The sequence below is a fragment of the Cohnella sp. genome (assembly GCF_041641335.1).
In the GTDB taxonomy this organism is placed as follows: Bacteria; Bacillota; Bacilli; order Paenibacillales; family Paenibacillaceae; genus Cohnella.
The window spans coordinates 24,135-38,634 of record NZ_JBEPYQ010000066.1; the positions used below are offsets into that span (position 1 = coordinate 24,135).

Annotated in this window: 12 protein-coding genes and 1 pseudogene; 1 reads left to right on the forward strand and 12 read right to left on the reverse strand. The window is 61.1% G+C overall.

Going from position 1 to position 14,500, the window contains the following annotated elements; genetic code table 11:
• The 11 genes and pseudogenes from ACESLM_RS20160 to ACESLM_RS20210 all read right to left on the reverse strand — a co-directional run.
• Nucleotides 1-313, reverse strand: a pseudogene (locus ACESLM_RS20160) (hypothetical protein); the annotation flags it as partial.
• On the reverse strand, nt 295-1,317 hold the full coding sequence (locus tag ACESLM_RS20165; RefSeq protein ID WP_372633456.1) for a 23S rRNA (cytidine(2498)-2'-O)-methyltransferase RlmM: 1,023 nt from the start codon (nt 1,315-1,317) through the stop codon (nt 295-297). The gene ACESLM_RS20165 and the pseudogene ACESLM_RS20160, both read right to left, overlap by 19 nt.
• A complete protein-coding gene (locus tag ACESLM_RS20170; RefSeq protein WP_372633459.1) occupies nt 1,314-2,093 on the reverse strand; it encodes an ABC transporter ATP-binding protein in 780 nt (259 codons plus the stop codon). The genes ACESLM_RS20165 and ACESLM_RS20170 overlap by 4 nt, the downstream gene beginning before the upstream one ends.
• Nucleotides 2,090-2,410 (reverse strand): thioredoxin family protein, encoded by a 321-nt coding sequence (locus ACESLM_RS20175; protein ID WP_094042561.1) that lies wholly within the window; start codon nt 2,408-2,410, stop codon nt 2,090-2,092. Before ACESLM_RS20175 ends, ACESLM_RS20170 begins: the two co-directional genes overlap by 4 nt.
• Nucleotides 2,403-2,747 carry a cyclic-phosphate processing receiver domain-containing protein gene (locus ACESLM_RS20180; RefSeq protein ID WP_094042562.1) on the reverse strand — a complete coding sequence of 115 codons (345 nt, stop codon included), beginning with the start codon at nt 2,745-2,747 and terminating at the stop codon, nt 2,403-2,405. The genes ACESLM_RS20175 and ACESLM_RS20180 overlap by 8 nt, the downstream gene beginning before the upstream one ends.
• Nucleotides 2,744-3,586: a deoxyribonuclease IV gene (locus tag ACESLM_RS20185; protein ID WP_372633463.1), complete on the reverse strand. Its 843-nt coding sequence runs from the start codon at nt 3,584-3,586 to the stop codon at nt 2,744-2,746. Before ACESLM_RS20185 ends, ACESLM_RS20180 begins: the two co-directional genes overlap by 4 nt.
• Nucleotides 3,587-4,405: a bifunctional DNA-formamidopyrimidine glycosylase/DNA-(apurinic or apyrimidinic site) lyase gene (mutM, locus tag ACESLM_RS20190; RefSeq protein WP_372633466.1), complete on the reverse strand. Its 819-nt coding sequence runs from the start codon at nt 4,403-4,405 to the stop codon at nt 3,587-3,589.
• A gap of 47 nt (nt 4,406-4,452) precedes the next feature.
• Entirely contained in the window at nt 4,453-5,283 is an 831-nt protein-coding gene (locus ACESLM_RS20195; RefSeq protein WP_372633468.1) for an HAD-IIA family hydrolase, read from the reverse strand.
• A gap of 7 nt (nt 5,284-5,290) precedes the next feature.
• A complete protein-coding gene (locus ACESLM_RS20200) occupies nt 5,291-6,574 on the reverse strand; it encodes a ribonuclease H-like domain-containing protein (protein ID WP_372633471.1) in 1,284 nt (427 codons plus the stop codon).
• Nucleotides 6,571-8,850 (reverse strand): DEAD/DEAH box helicase, encoded by a 2,280-nt coding sequence (locus tag ACESLM_RS20205; RefSeq protein WP_372633474.1) that lies wholly within the window; start codon nt 8,848-8,850, stop codon nt 6,571-6,573. The genes ACESLM_RS20200 and ACESLM_RS20205 overlap by 4 nt, the downstream gene beginning before the upstream one ends.
• Before the next feature lie 328 nt (nt 8,851-9,178).
• Nucleotides 9,179-10,147, reverse strand: coding sequence for a metal-dependent hydrolase (locus ACESLM_RS20210; RefSeq protein WP_372633476.1), 969 nt, complete (start codon nt 10,145-10,147; stop codon nt 9,179-9,181).
• A 191-nt stretch (nt 10,148-10,338) separates the two neighbouring features.
• On the opposite strand from ACESLM_RS20210, the gene tlp reads away from it, so the two are divergent.
• Nucleotides 10,339-10,560 carry a small acid-soluble spore protein Tlp gene (gene tlp / locus ACESLM_RS20215; RefSeq protein ID WP_372633478.1) on the forward strand — a complete coding sequence of 74 codons (222 nt, stop codon included), beginning with the start codon at nt 10,339-10,341 and terminating at the stop codon, nt 10,558-10,560.
• 321 nt (nt 10,561-10,881) lie between these two features.
• On the opposite strand, the gene metH is transcribed toward tlp, so the two are convergent.
• Nucleotides 10,882-14,337 (reverse strand): methionine synthase, encoded by a 3,456-nt coding sequence (gene metH, locus ACESLM_RS20220; protein ID WP_372633481.1) that lies wholly within the window; start codon nt 14,335-14,337, stop codon nt 10,882-10,884.
• Nucleotides 14,338-14,500 lie beyond the last annotated feature (163 nt).

Below are 14,500 nucleotides of genomic sequence, written 5' to 3' on the forward strand. Positions count from 1 at the left end.
GCGGGCGCGTCAGCTTAAGCGCCCTTGCCTTCCCTCCGAGCCGCGTGTCTTCGGCCAGGTAGACCCGGCCCATGCCTCCTTTGCCGATCGGCCTCTCGATCCGGTAACGGTCGCCGAACAGCTGCCCCGGCGCCAGGATTAAGCCGTGCGCATGCGAATTGTCCACGTCAACTCTCTCCTCTTCTCTCCCCCGCGCGGACCGGTTAACGCAAATAACCCGCACCCGGTTCCGGAGCCCGCGAACGTAACGTTCGGAACTCCGGCCGAATGCGGGATGCTTTCCCGACGGCGGACTTATTTTCTTTTCACCCATATTGTAACTTCTTCGCGGTTATGGAACAACTGCTTAACTTGACGCACGTCGAAAAAGCGGCCGTATTCCTCCATCAGATCGTCGATCGTCTGCAGCGGCTTGCGGTACATCAGCTTCAGCGTAATGATTCCCGAGCCTCCGGCCGTAATCGACGGGGCCAGCTCCGAGACGATCCGGCTCGTATGATGGGGATCCCAGCTCATGTCGCAGACGAACAGATCGAACGTTCCCGGCGCGAACGAGACGTCGGCCGCATTGCGTCGGATATGGCGCAAGTTAGGGTGAACGACGAGAGACGGGTCCATCTCGGCCGGATCGACCGCCGTCACCTTCAGCCCGCGTTCCAGCAGCACCGACGTCCATCCGCCCGGAGCGGCGCCGAGATCGAGCGCATTCGAGAATCGGTCAAGCGGCAGATTAAACGTCCTCTCCGCCTCCAGCAGCTTAAACGCCGCGCGCGAGATCAGACTGTCGTCCTTCCGGAAGCGAACCGCGCCGCCCGGCCAGTCGGACAGATTGTCGCGCGGCTTGGAGCAGCCCATATACAGCTTCTTCTTCGACGCGTAGATCGAGACGATCCAGTCCGCCTCGCGGGCGACGACTTCCGCTCCGAGCTCGGAGACGACCGGCACGATCGCGTCCCGGCCTTCCGCCGAGGAGAACGGGAACGGGCTGTTTTGTTCCTTGCGGACTTGGATCGCAACCTTCGCGCCTCTCAGCCGCTCCTCCTGAGTGGCGGCGAACGTTCTCATGCGCTCGGCCGTCGCCTCCGGGTCGCCCGTCGCTTCGCTCTCGGCCTCAACCGGGAACAGATGGCGAAGGAACACCGGCTCCTTGCGGCGCAGCTCCTTGAGCGTCGCCTCCCGTTCCTGCTCGCCGATCGCGATCAGGAACGTCTCGCCCGGCGCGAGTCCCGATACTTCGAGGCCGGGAAACCGACGCCTAAGCTCATCCATGGCATATGGGGCGAAGCCCGGGTTGGCCGTGCAGACGAAGTCGGTCATTCGCCGCTCTCCTTCCGGACTTCGATCCAGGGCCGATCGTGCGTCCAACGAATGTCGATCGGAAGATCGTAAGCTTCCATAAGCTTATCCGGCGTCAGGACGTCCTTCTTCAAGCCGGAGGAAACGAAACGGCCTTCCGCCATGAGCGCGACGTGCGTAATGACCGGAATGATCTCTTCGATATGATGCGTGACGTAGAGCAGGGAAATGTCGTTCTCGGCCAGTTCGGTCAACGACTGCAGAAACTTCTCCCGCTCGTACAAATCCAGCCCCGCGCACGGTTCGTCCAGAATGAGCAGTCGAGGAGAAGCCATCATCGTGCGGGCCAGCAGCGCTTTCTTGCGCTCGCCCTGCGACAAGGTGCCGAACGGCTGCTCCGCGTACGCGCCGAGGCCGACTCGCTTCAGTTCCTCATACGCTCTCTCCTTCACTTCCTCGGGCACTTCCTCGTAGAAGCGCAAGAAAGCGAACGCCCCGCTGGCGACGATCTCCCACAGCGGGTCTCCGAGCTCCATTTTCTCGATCAGCGCCGGACTGATATAGCCGATCTGCCTGCGCACTTCCCGCACATCCACCGTTCCGTATCGGTTGCCGAGCACGTCGACGGTGCCGGAAGTCGGGAACTGATAGGCGGTCACCATTTCCAAAATCGTCGATTTGCCGCAGCCGTTGCGTCCCAGTATCGCCCAATGCTCCCCCGGGTTTACTCTCAGATCGACGCCGCGCAAAATATCGCGCCCTTCGCGCCGGAATGTCAAACCTTGCAGATGAATCATAAGTTCTCTCTCGCTTTCCTCAGCAGTTCCACCAGCTCCACGACGGAGGGGAAACGATAATGTTTGCTCCATGCGCCGTTGTTGCGCTTGACGATCAGGCACGGCACACTTTCTATCTTCAGCAGCTGCGCCATCTCGGGCATCAGGTTCAGGTTCGCCCGCGCGACAGGCGTCTCGGGGACGAGCTCCGTCGCCACCGCGAGCATGCGTCCCGCCGCCTGGCAGGTGCCGCACAGCGGCGTATGGACGAACAGGGCCAGCGGGGTCGGCGAGAACGTCCACTCCCGCTTCCAGTTCCCCGGCTCCCACTCACGCATCCGGCCGCGCCTCCGCGGCTTCCCGCAGCACGGACGGAGGCATCGGGCCGTCGTGAACGTCGACGCCTTCCGGATTCGCCGCGCGGAGGTCCCTTACCATGTTCGCCCGCCCCAGCATGCTGGAGGAGTGAACGTAAATGCGCTTCGGGTATTTGCCCGCCGCGATCAGGCCGTGCACGACCGTCAGCCCGTTCGGCTGGCCGAAACCGAGCTCGTAATCGAGCGACAAAATATCGACTTCGCATTCCGTCAGCAGCAGCAAGCACTCCTGCGCCGAACGCGCCGCGACGAAGCCGCGCGGACAAGGCCGAACGTCGTCCAAATAAACGTTGATCATCCTTCTTCCTCCCCCAACCATCGCCTGACCCGCTTCACTTGCTCCCGATGCGTGCCGTCCGGGTCCGCAGGCGTTTCCATAATAAGCGGAACGGCGTGCAGCTCGGGCGTGCGCAGCAGTTCCTCGAACTGCTCCCGGCCGATCCGCCCTTCCCCGATCGCCGCATGCCGATCCTTGCGCGAGCCGGACGGGTACAGCGAATCGTTCAAGTGCACCGCACGTACGTGCTCCCATAGTCCCAAGCCTCTGGCGCGTTCCGCAAAAAACTCCCATTGCCCCGGCTTCCACTCGCCGCTGGCAAACAGATGGCAGGTGTCGAGGCAGAAGCCGATTTTGTCGGGATGCTCGGCGAGCGAGCGGATTTGCGCCAGCTCCTCCGGCGTCGTGCCCATCGGGCCGTGGTCGCCGGCTTGATTCTCCAGCAGAATCAACGCCCGGCCCTGCCAGAGTGCCGTGACGCTGTTGATCCACTGCAACATGTTGCGGTAGCCTTGCAGCGGGTCAGCGCCCTTGTACGTTCCGAAATGGACGACGACGCCGATCGAGCCGCAAGCCTCGGCGATCTGCAGATCGTTGAGCGTGCAGAGCGCCATTCGCCTCGCCGTCTCCCCTTCGGACGCGGGGTTGACGGGATACGGGCCGTGCCCGATCGATACGATGCCGCGCTCCCCGCACCAGACGGCGCACCTCTCGGCATCGCCGCGCTCGAACGCTTTCGGCTGCAGCGTTCTCGGGTTTTTCGGAAAATACTGAAAGCAGTCTCCCCCGATCGCCGCCGCGTGTTCCGCCGCCGCGCGATAACCGCGCCGCGTGCTGACATGGCTGCCGACCCTGCTCATTCAAGCTTCCCGCTGGCAATTCGGGCAGTAAAACATTTTGCGCCCGCTCAGCGTCTCTTGGCGAATCGGCGTTCCGCAGACGTCGCACGGCACATCCGGACGATCGTACACAAGGCATCTCTCGTTGTAGCCGCCGGTCAGCCGATCGTCGGGCGTCAGCGGATGATCCATATAACCGCCCGCCTCCTTCGCCTCGGTCAGCACCTTGTGCATGGCGCGGTACAGCCGTTCCGCTTCCTCTTCAGTCAGCTTGTTCGCGGCCGACGCCGGATGCAGCTTCGCTTCGAAGCATATTTCGTCGCTGTAGCAGTTGCCGATGCCCGCGATGAAATGCTGGTCCGTCAACGCCGTCTTCAGCTTGCTCCGCTTGGAAGAAAGCAGCTTGCGGAACGCTTCCGGCGTCAGCCGCGGGTCGAACGGCTCGGGACCGAGCTCCTTCATGCGCTCGATCGCGGTCTTGGCGGATATCCGGTGCAGGTACCCGAGACGCAGCCCCCCGAAGTAGAGCGAATGGCCTCCTTCGAACGTCAGGATGACCTGGAAGTGGCTGTCCGGCTTCGGACCTTGCTCCCCGTAAGCCATCCAGCCTCCCAGCATCAGGTGCAGCAGCAGGCGATTGCCGTCGTCCAAGTGGAACAGCAGATGCTTCCCTCTCCGTTCCACGAACAGAATCGTGCGTCCGGCAAGCTCTGTCGCGAATTCATCCTCGGGTTCGTTGATCGACGCCGCGCGGTTTACTGTCGCCTTCGCGATCTTCCGGCCGCTGACAAGCGAAGATAGCTGTGTGCGGTAATGCTCCATTTCCGGGTATTCCGGCATGTTATTGACACCCTTTCCTTGGGTTGACGCTATGCGCTTAGGTTACCTTAAATTCTTGCGTACAGAAAGTGCTCTAGCTGCTCCGGTCCCGCGCAGACAACGTCGGGATGCACGACGGCCTTGGCGCAATGCGCCTCCCAGTTGTCCGCGTCGCACAGTCCCGTCAGCACGAGAATCGACGGACATCCCGCGCCGCGCGCGGCGGCCAGGTCGGTGTAGGGGTTGTCGCCGATGACCCATGTATTCTCGGGCTTCGTGCCGGATATTCGCAGCGAATAATCCATCAATATGCGCGAAGGCTTGCCTATGACGACCGGCTCAACGCCGGTCGCCGCCTGAAGCGGCGCTCCGATGCTGCCCGCGCCGGGCAGAAAGCCGCCGTCTATCGGCAGAAGCCGGTCCGGATTCGTCTGCACGAACGCGGCCCCGCCGAGCAGATGGTTGACGGCCTCGGCAAGCCGGTCGTAGGTAAGCTGCCTGTCCAGTCCCTGCACGACGATGTCCGCCGGTTCGCCGATTTCGACCAGTCGCAGGCCGGCGCTTAGAAGCGCCTCCCTCAGTCCTTTCTCGCCGATCGCATATACGGCCGCTCCGGGATAGTTCGCCCGGGCGTAATCGGCGGCCGCCATCGCCGAAGTCGCGATTCTCTCTTCCGGCGCCTCGATGCCCATCTCTCTTAAGTGTTCCGCCACTTCGCCGGGCGTACGCGTCGAATTGTTCGTCACGAACAAACTTAGCATGCCCCGGCTTTGCAATCCGGAGATCAGCTTTCCCGCTCCCGGCACCGGTTCGTTCCCCCGGTACAGCGTGCCGTCGAGATCGAACAGCAGCGCTTCGGGAGCCGGGTAGCTATCTATCGGTTTCAGTATCCGTATCAAAGCCGTTCTACTTCCTTTCGCGCGACACCTTGTCCCTCAGTCTCGCTATTCTATGCTGCAATGCCGCCCTCTCCGCATCGCGCTTGACCTTGTCCCGCGCCAGAATGCCGCGCCTGACGGCCAGCTCCAGTGCTCTCTCGGCATAAGTTAATGCCGTTAACAATTGCTTGTCGCGATGCTCGTAATGCATCGCTAGCTCGATATGCGCCTCGACCGCGGGAGCGGCGGCGCCCTCCGCCGTCTCGGCGAATTTCCGCCACAGCGGAAGCGCCCGTTCGAAGCGGCCCGCCTTCTTGTATCTGGCCGCCAGCGGCAGGCTCCAGCCCGCTTCGCCGGCTTCTTCCCGCTCGGCCAGCCGCTCGAACAACCGTTCGGCCACTTCCGTCAAGCCGTGCTGCTCCAGCCATGCGGCGGTACGGAACAGCTCCTCGCTCTCCAGAATCGCCTCCTCGTCGCCTTCCCCGTCCAGCAGACGGCCGAAATGGACGGCAAGCGACGCCAGCGTCAGTATATCTTTCTCGTTGTGCGCGTACACGCCGTGCAGATGCTCCGGATTGCCGTCGCTCAAAAATTGAAAATAGAGCGTCGGCGCGAGCGAGCCCGGCACATCGTCTTCTCTGCGGACGCCCAGCCGCGCTTCCTCCACGGTGCCCAGTCGGCACGAAGGCAGCGTCTTCCGCCACAGCGCCCGGGAAGGATGCAGGAAATCCAGATGGCCCGGCGACTGCCCGCTCTTGCGCCAGCCGTTCAGAATGAAGCGGTTGGCGAGCACCGGCCAGTCGAACGTGCGGCCGTTGTAGGAAACGATGTGCGTCTTGTCCTTCATTCGGTCCAGCAGGTAGGTCAGCATCGCCCGCTCCTCGCCCGGATGGCGGATGAGCGCCTGCTCGACGATAAAGGCGTTGCCGGCATAGTAGCCGAAGCCGACCATGAACGGCACGTTGCCTGTGCCGACGCCGAGTCCAGTCGTCTCCGTATCGAGAAACAACAGCCGGTACGGGTCGATCGGCCCGCTGCTCCCGTTCTGGCGCTCGGCGATCGGGAGCAGGCTTCCCGCCCGCGCGAGCAGCTCGCCTAGCTCATGCTTACCATGGCGGTAAGGCAGCGGATACGCGATGCGGCGAAGCAGGAACGGGCCGGCTTCGTTCTCCTCGAGCCCGACGCCGATCGCGCCGAAGCCCTGAGGCAGCGCGGGTCGCTCCGACTGGACCGGAGCAGGAGGCTCGTTCCGCGGAGCGGCCGGTTCGGGCGTGCCGCGCAGACGGTTCAGCCTGTCCCGCAGCCCGCTCATGCTTTCATCCCCTGCAGCAGCGACATCGCCAGCTCCTTACCCAGCAAGCCGACTTCCTCGATCGGTCCGACGCAGGCCGGACAGCCGCTTAAGCAGCCGCAGCCGCGAATGAGCCGCTCCGCTTCCTCCAGCAGCTCTCCGTGCTTCTCGTACAGCCTCTGGCTGAGCCCGATGCCGCCCGGGTAACGGTCGTAGAAGTAGATCGTCGGCTGCTTCGTATGCGTCGCCTTTACCTGCGGCACGACGCGGATGTCGAGCGGGTCGCACATCAGATGGAGCGGCGCCAAGTGAATCAGCACGTTCGCCAGCCCGAGCAGCGCCATCTGCATGTCGTTGGCGCTGCGCTTGGCCGACTCCTCCTCCGAGAATGAGAACCAGTACCCGCTCGTATGCAGAATTTCCTCCGGCAGATGGATGGGTCCGGAGCCGATGTTCTCGTGCGTGCGCAGCCGAATTTTCTTGAAAATCGTCGGCTTGGCCATCACCGTCACTTCCCCGAAATGCCGATGCAGGGCCCCGGTCGTCGCCTCAAGATCGACGTGCAGCACCTTCAGCTCCACCGCCATGCTTGCATCTGTAAAATAGTCCACGTTCACTTCGCGCACATAAGCTTTTTTCTCCGGATAGTCCAGCTTCTCGACCTGATATTGCACGCCTTCGTGAAGATAGATCGCTTCTTCGTGGATCAGCGTCGGCGCGCTGAAACGATCCACCTCGCCGATAACGCGGTGCCCCTCCGTCTGATCGATGATGACGAAGTTCTCCTGCGCCGCCGAACGAAGCGAGATGTTGTGGGCCGGGAACGCCTGCTCCATCCAGTACCAGCGAGTGCCGACCTTGTGCAGCACCTTCTCCTCGGACAGAAATTCCAGCAGATCCGTCAGCTTCTCGCCGCCGAACGTATCTCCTTCCTCGAACGGAAGCTCGTAGGCGGCGCATTTCAGATGGTCCAGCAAAATAAGCAAATTATCGGGATGAATGCGAGCTTCCTCCGGCGGACGTCCGAGAAAATAATCGGGATTCTGGATCAAGTATTGATCGAGCGGATTGCTGCTGGCGACGAGAAACGTTACCGAGCTCGTCTGCCGTCTGCCCGCGCGTCCGGACTGCTGCCACGTGCTGGCGATCGTGCCGGGGTAGCCGTTCAGCACGCACGCCTGCAACTGCCCGATATCGATGCCGAGCTCCAGCGCGTTCGTGCTGACGACGCCGCGAATCTCGCCGCTGCGCAGACCGCGCTCGATCTCCCGCCGCAGCTTGGGCAAGTAGCCGCCGCGATAGCCGCGGATCGTCTTCGAGCCCAGCTCGTGCTTCACCGTCTCCTGAAGGTAGGTGAGCAAAATTTCGACGCGCACGCGGCTGCGCGCGAACACGATCGTCTGGATGCCGCTCTTCAGCAGCAAAGCGGCGAGCTTCTGCGATTCCAGCACGCTGCTTCTGCGGATGCCGAGCTGCTTGTTGACGACGGGCGGATTGTAGAACACCATATGCTTCTCGCCCGTAGGCGCTCCGTTGTCGTCCACGAGCGACACCGTCTCGCCGATCAGGCGCTCCGCGTGCTCGCGGGGGTTGCGGATCGTCGCCGAAGCGCACAGAAACTGCGGATCGCTGCCGTAGAACCGGCAGATCCGCTTCAGCCTGCGAATCACGTTGGCCACATGGCTGCCGAACACGCCGCGATACGCGTGCAGTTCGTCGATGACGATGTATTTGATATTTTCGAATAGCTTAACCCATTTCGTATGATGCGGCAAGATCGCCGAATGCAGCATATCCGGATTCGTGACGACGATATGTCCGGCGTTGCGGATCGCCTGCCGCACCGTCGGCGGCGTATCTCCGTCGTATGTATGCGTCTTGATGTCCGCTTCCATCAGGTTGGCGAGCTCCTGAAGCTCCGCCACCTGGTCCTGGGCGAGCGCCTTCGTCGGAAACAGATACAGCGCCCTGGCGCTGTCGTCCTCCAGCAGACGCTGCACGACGGGCAGGTTGTAGCAGAGCGTCTTGCCCGACGCGGTCGGCGTAACGGTCACGACGTGGCGTCCGGCGGACACCTCCCGGAACGATGCGGCCTGATGCGTGTAGAGCTGCGTGATGCCTTTGCTCCCGAGCGCCCCGGCCAGCTTCGGGTGAACGGTGAAGGGCAGCTCGGCCGTGCGGGCCGGTTTCGCCGGCTCGGTATGCCAGAACGTGACGTTGTCCATCAGCTCCCGCTTGCTTCTGAGCAGCTCCAGCCACTCGTCCACGGACTCCGCCTTTTGCGTATACGGATTCATGGCAATTCTCCTAAATATACAGGTATAATCCCATTGTACAGAATACATGTTCGTGCGGCAATGCCCGGATCCGGCCATCGTTCGACAAATCGGCCGCCCATCCGCCTGACGATGCCCCTCGATTCGCAACGATCGGGGCTGTTGCGACATTTCGTGTCGGCTCCTGCGCTTTCCCGGGAAAGTATGATTTCCCCGTTGCTGCAAGACGAAAGCTCCCCGTACGGCCTCTGGAGCGGCTCGTCGGGGAGCTTGCAGGTTGTTGCTTTTCCGTTCGGCGTCCGGGAGGCTCATCGGGTTCCGGACGTTGTTGCTCAATCCGCTGATTCCTTCACACGTACGGAGCTTCCCAGGCTTTCTTGTGCCAGCCGATGTCTTCGGCGATGACGTTCAGCTGGCGATCCAGCCTCACCTCCGCGCGATAGGGCCAATCCCGCTCTCTCCAGAAACGCAAATCCGTCCACGTGACGAGATAGTCTCCGTTGGCCTCTTCCTTCCAGCTTGCGTACGCCCGTTTGGCGAACCCCTTCAGCGTCTGAACCGACGATGAGCGCCGGCTCGCTTCGATGCACTCGTGGGCAGCGGCGTGCGGCAGATGCTTGCACGGCAGCCACCGCCTTCCCGCGATGCTTCCCATCTCGTAGCCCGAATCCGTCTGAACGAGAAACTGCCAGCGGAACCACCACAATCCCGGCAGCACGTGAACAGCCAGCGCTCTGCGGTATCTTCTTCTGACCCGTCTCGCCACGATGGCGTGATGGGCGATCCGCCATCCGACGTACGCCGCCGTAATCGTCCACGCTCCCGCGAATAGCCATGGAGAAGCGTCAACTCCGCCCAGCAGTGCGGCGACGATCGCCCCGGCGTGCACGGCGACGAGGAACGGATCGGTCAGGCAGATCGCGTCCAGATGAAGCCATTCCTTGCGAAACGGCAGCAGAAATTGAACGCCGTACGCGTTCGTCCAATCGGACAGCACGTGAACAGCCACCGCCAGCAAAGCAAAGCCGAACAGCAGAAGCGCATGCTCCCCCGTTCCCCATATCCATGCGGCCAGAGCGGCGAGCCCTCCCGCCCATACGGGCCATACGGGAAGCGCGTGGCTGATGCCGCGGTGATGCTTCAAGTAAGCGTCCTTGCCCCGCAACCTCACGACAGCGTCGAAATCCGGGGCCAGAGAGCCGGCGACCGAGACGGTCAGCACGGCTGCCGCCAAGTGCGGATCGGCAGCGACGGACGGAAAGAACAGAGCTGTGCCCGCGAGCGTAACGCCGAACAAAACGTGCGAACCCGTATCCAAGCCGATGTCTCCTCTCGAATGCCTTTTTTCTTGGTACGGCTTCAGGTTACATCAGCTCTGTTAGGGAGAGGTCAGCGCGGCGTAAGCCATGTATTATTTTCGGAACGGGACGAATATCGTCACCGCTTCGCAACCATACTATTCGACGGGCATGCGTCCATATCGTACAACACGAAGGAGCGATGAGAACGATGGCAAAACCCGACGACCGTTCGGATAACGCGGAGAAGCTGGAGGAAGCCGTTCAGAACACGATAGAAAACTTGGAGCAGTCCGAGCACTACCTGGACGAGCATTCCGTCGAGCTGTCTCCGGAGGAATCTTCCGCGCTGAGGCAGAAAAACGAAAATCGCCGCGCGGCGATCGACAGCCTGCGCAGCGAAATTCAGGACGAGCAGGAATACGCGGAATAGCGAGAGCCGCAGTCATAGGTCAACAGCCCAAAAGGCTGTCCCATAAGCAAGTTGCAGAAGATGATCGATAGACAAAGAAGGGGTATGTACCTCCTGGAGAATGCCTCATACGCTCCTGAAATCACCTTATCACGGGTTTACCCATTCAGGTTTCAGGAGCGAGCTTTTGGGGCCCCCGCAAAGTAATCGGAATAAGCTTCGGAGCTTAACGTCACTTTGTGGGGAGTCTTGCATCGGAAGGAGGTACATACCCCTCGCACCTTTATCGTCGATCATCTTCCAGAGCAACTTAAAGCGCTTATGGGACAGCCTCTTTGTTCATCAGGCTTTCTCGACGTTGAAATATTGCGCCTCCGGATGCGCGAACACCATCGCCGATACGCTCGCTTCCGGCTCCATCATAAACCCTTCAGTCAATTCGACTCCGATGTCTTCGGGCTTCATCAGCGCGAACAACGGGCCTTGATCCTCTAAGTCCGGGCAGGCCGGGTAGCCGAACGAGACGCGGATGCCCTGATAGCGGGCGCCGAAGCGCTTCTTCATCGTCATATCGGCCGGGTCCGGAAAACCCCAAATGTCCCTCATCATATGGTGAACGCGTTCGGCCAGTCCTTCCGCCACTTCGAGCGCGGTCGCCAGCAGCGCATGGGAGCGCAAGTAGTCCCCGTTCTCCTTCCACTCTTCCGCTTGCTCGCGAGCGCCTTGACCGGCGGTCACGACGAGGAAGCCGACGTTGTCCATCGCGCCGCTGTCCACCGACTTAAGGAAGTCCGCCAGACAGAGGAACGGCTCCACCTGCTGCCTAGGGAACGTGAAGCGGTGCAGCACCTTGCTCGTATCCGCCGGATCGTAGATCAGAATGTCGTTGCCGTCGGATTGCGCCGGGAAAAACCGGTACATCGCCTGAGGGTTCAGCCAGCCCTTCGTCTGGGACTGACGCAAAATCTCGTCCACCGTCGCCTTCAGGTTGACGGTTCTCTCGTCGCCCGCGGCAAGCAGTTCATCGACGTTGCCCTTCAGGCCGAGATGGTGACCGAGCAGCATCTGCATGTTGACGTACGGCAGCACGTGCGTGATCGGATAATCGCGCAGCACGTGGCGGTCGTAGTCCGGCGGCGTGAAGACCGGAGCGTCCTGCGAGATGCTGGAACGCCGCGCGCGCGACGCTTCGGGCAGCTCCTTCGCGGGCTTGTCGGATTCCTCCGCAAGCTTCGCCTGCGCGGCCCAGTGCTCCTCGATGATGCGGGCGCGCTGTCCCGGATCGCTCAGCTTGTTGGCCAAGTCCAGCCCTTCCATCGCGTCCTTCGCATAGAGAACGACGCCTTCGTATTCGGGCGCGATCCGGTTCTTCGTGAACTTCCGCGTCAACGCCGCGCCTCCGACGAGAATCGGGGCGTCGATGCCGGCGGCGCGCAAGTCCTGCGCGGTGACGACCATCTGCTGCGCGGATTTGACGAGCAGACCGGACAGTCCGATCGCGTCGGGATTTTCCTTGCGAACCGCTTCGACGATTTGATCCGGCGGCACCTTGATGCCCAGATTGACGATCTGGTAGCCGTTGTTGGACAAAATAATCTCGACGAGGTTTTTGCCGATATCGTGCACGTCGCCCTTAACGGTAGCGAGCAGAATTTTTCCTTTAACGGCGGATTCGTTCTTCTCCATATGCGGCTCAAGCTGCGCTACGGAAGCCTTCATCACCTCCGCGCTCTGAAGCACCTCCGCCACGATCAGCTCGTTATTGTTGAACAAGCGTCCTACTTCCGTCATACCGGCCATTAACGGACCGTTAATGATGTCCAGCGGCGCGTATTTTTTGAGCGCTTCGTCCAGATCCGGAGCCAGTCCGTCCTTGCTGCCCTCGACGACGTAATTCGCGAGCCGTTCCTCCAGCGTCAGGTTCTCGACCTTGACCTTCTTCTCGACCTTCTTGTCGCGGAACGCCGCGACGAACGCGGCCAGCGTCTCGTCGTTCGTCTCGTACAGCAGCTGTTCGGCCAGCTTGCGCTCATGATCCGGGATCGAAGCGTACCGCTCCAGCTTCTCCGTGTTCACGATCGCATAGTCCAGACCCGCTTTCGTGCATTCGTACAGAAACACGGAGTTCAGCACTTCGCGTCCGGCTTCCGGCAGACCGAAGGAAATGTTGCTGACGCCGAGAATCGTCTGGCACGCGGGCAGAACTTGCTTGATCAGCCGGATGCCCTCGATCGTCTCCTTCGCGGAGCCGATATACTGCTCGTCGCCGGTGCCGACCGGGAACACGAGCGGATCGAAAATGATGTCCTCCGCCTTCAAACCGTACTTGCTCACGAGCAGGTCGTGCGAACGAATCGCCACGTCCCGCTTGTCTTCGCGCGAGATCGCCTGCCCTCTCTCGTCGATCGTGCCGACGACGACGGCAGCTCCGTACTTGTGGAGAATCGGAACGACCTTCTCGAACTTCTCTTCGCCGTCCTCAAGATTAATGGAGTTAATAATCGATTTGCCTTGAATGTATTTCAGCGCCAGGTCGATGACCGCGGCGTCGGTCGTATCGACCATGAACGGCACTTTGACCTTCTTCGTCACGAAGTCCAGAAACAGTTTCATATCGGACGCTTCGTCCCGGTCCGGGTCTTGCACGCAAATATCGATGACATGGGCGCCCGTCTTCACTTGCGCTCTGGCGATTTCCGAAGCTTCCTCGTATTTGCCTTCGGCGATCAGCCGTTTGAACTTACGGGAGCCAAGCACGTTCGTACGCTCGCCGACCATGTACGGACGGCCGTCGTTCTCGATGTAGACCGTATCGATGCCGGATACCGCCGGCGGATGCTCTCCTTCGATGCTGCGGGGAGCGACGTCCTTCATCGCATCGGCGATCGCCGCGATGTGCGCGGGAGTCGTGCCGCAGCAGCCTCCGGCTACGTTCAGCCAGCCCTGCTCCGCAAAAGCGCGCAGCTTCTTGGCGAGCGAATCCGGCGATTCGTGGTAGTGGCCGTTCTCGTCGGGCAGCCCCGCGTTCGGATAACAGCTGACGGCCGTCTTCGCGATGGAAGACAGCGTGCGGATATGATCGCGCATGAACTCCGGTCCGGTCGCGCAGTTCAATCCCATCGACACCGGGTTCAGATGCTCGAGCGAAATGTAGAAAGATTCGATGCTTTGGCCGGCGAGCGTCGTGCCCATCGGCTCGATCGTGCCGCTGATCATGATCGGCAGCTCGCGCCCCGTCTTCTTGAACGCTTCCCTCACGCCGATGCTCGCCGCTTTGACGTTGAGCGTATCTTGGCACGTCTCGATCAGGATGCAATCCACTCCGCCTTCCATCAAGGCGACGACCTGATCCTCGTAGTCCTGCACCAATTGATCGAACGTGACGCCCCCGGTCACGGACAGCGTTTTCGTCGTCGGGCCGAGCGCGCCCGCGGCGTAACGCGGTTTGTCCGGAGTCGAATATTTATCGCAGGCTTCCTTCGCGAGCCGGGCCGCGGCCAGATTGATTTCACGCGCCTTGTCGGGGATATCGTACTCGGACAGCACGACCGCCGTCGAGCCGAACGTGTTCGTCTCGATAATATCGGCGCCCGCGGCCAGATAGGCTTCATGAATCGAGCGGATGACGTCGGGTCTCGTCAATACGAGCAGTTCGTTGCAGCCTTCGAATTCTTCTCCTCCGAAATCTTCGGCCGTCAGATCCGCTTGCTGGATCATCGTTCCCATCGCGCCGTCCAGAATGAGAATTCTGGAGTCCAGAGCCTCTTGCAGAGACGGTTTACTTTGCGTTAAAGTCATAATTAAGTCTCTTCCCCTGTCTGTCAAATCATTAAACTCTATAGTAACAGAATCCGTAATGGACGAAAAGATACACATCGACAGGTTTTCGGAATTGGACTATAATAAAGGCATTAATTCACATTGGGAAAAGAGGGATTTAACTATGGCAGAAATTCGCATC

What these genes read in the sequence shown, in the direction of transcription:
- ACESLM_RS20180 (WP_094042562.1), bottom strand. Translation starts at nt 2,747, where the DNA reads ATGATCAACGTTTATTTGGACGACGTTCGGCCTTGTCCGCGCGGCTTC.
- ACESLM_RS20205 (WP_372633474.1), bottom strand. Translation starts at nt 8,850, where the DNA reads ATGAATCCGTATACGCAAAAGGCGGAGTCCGTGGACGAGTGGCTGGAG.
- ACESLM_RS20185 (WP_372633463.1), bottom strand. Translation starts at nt 3,586, where the DNA reads ATGAGCAGGGTCGGCAGCCATGTCAGCACGCGGCGCGGTTATCGCGCG.
- tlp (WP_372633478.1), top strand. Translation starts at nt 10,339, where the DNA reads ATGGCAAAACCCGACGACCGTTCGGATAACGCGGAGAAGCTGGAGGAA.
- mutM (WP_372633466.1), bottom strand. Translation starts at nt 4,405, where the DNA reads ATGCCGGAATACCCGGAAATGGAGCATTACCGCACACAGCTATCTTCG.
- ACESLM_RS20170 (WP_372633459.1), bottom strand. Translation starts at nt 2,093, where the DNA reads ATGATTCATCTGCAAGGTTTGACATTCCGGCGCGAAGGGCGCGATATT.
- ACESLM_RS20165 (WP_372633456.1), bottom strand. Translation starts at nt 1,317, where the DNA reads ATGACCGACTTCGTCTGCACGGCCAACCCGGGCTTCGCCCCATATGCC.
- metH (WP_372633481.1), bottom strand. Translation starts at nt 14,337, where the DNA reads ATGACTTTAACGCAAAGTAAACCGTCTCTGCAAGAGGCTCTGGACTCC.
- ACESLM_RS20200 (WP_372633471.1), bottom strand. Translation starts at nt 6,574, where the DNA reads ATGAGCGGGCTGCGGGACAGGCTGAACCGTCTGCGCGGCACGCCCGAA.
- ACESLM_RS20175 (WP_094042561.1), bottom strand. Translation starts at nt 2,410, where the DNA reads ATGCGTGAGTGGGAGCCGGGGAACTGGAAGCGGGAGTGGACGTTCTCG.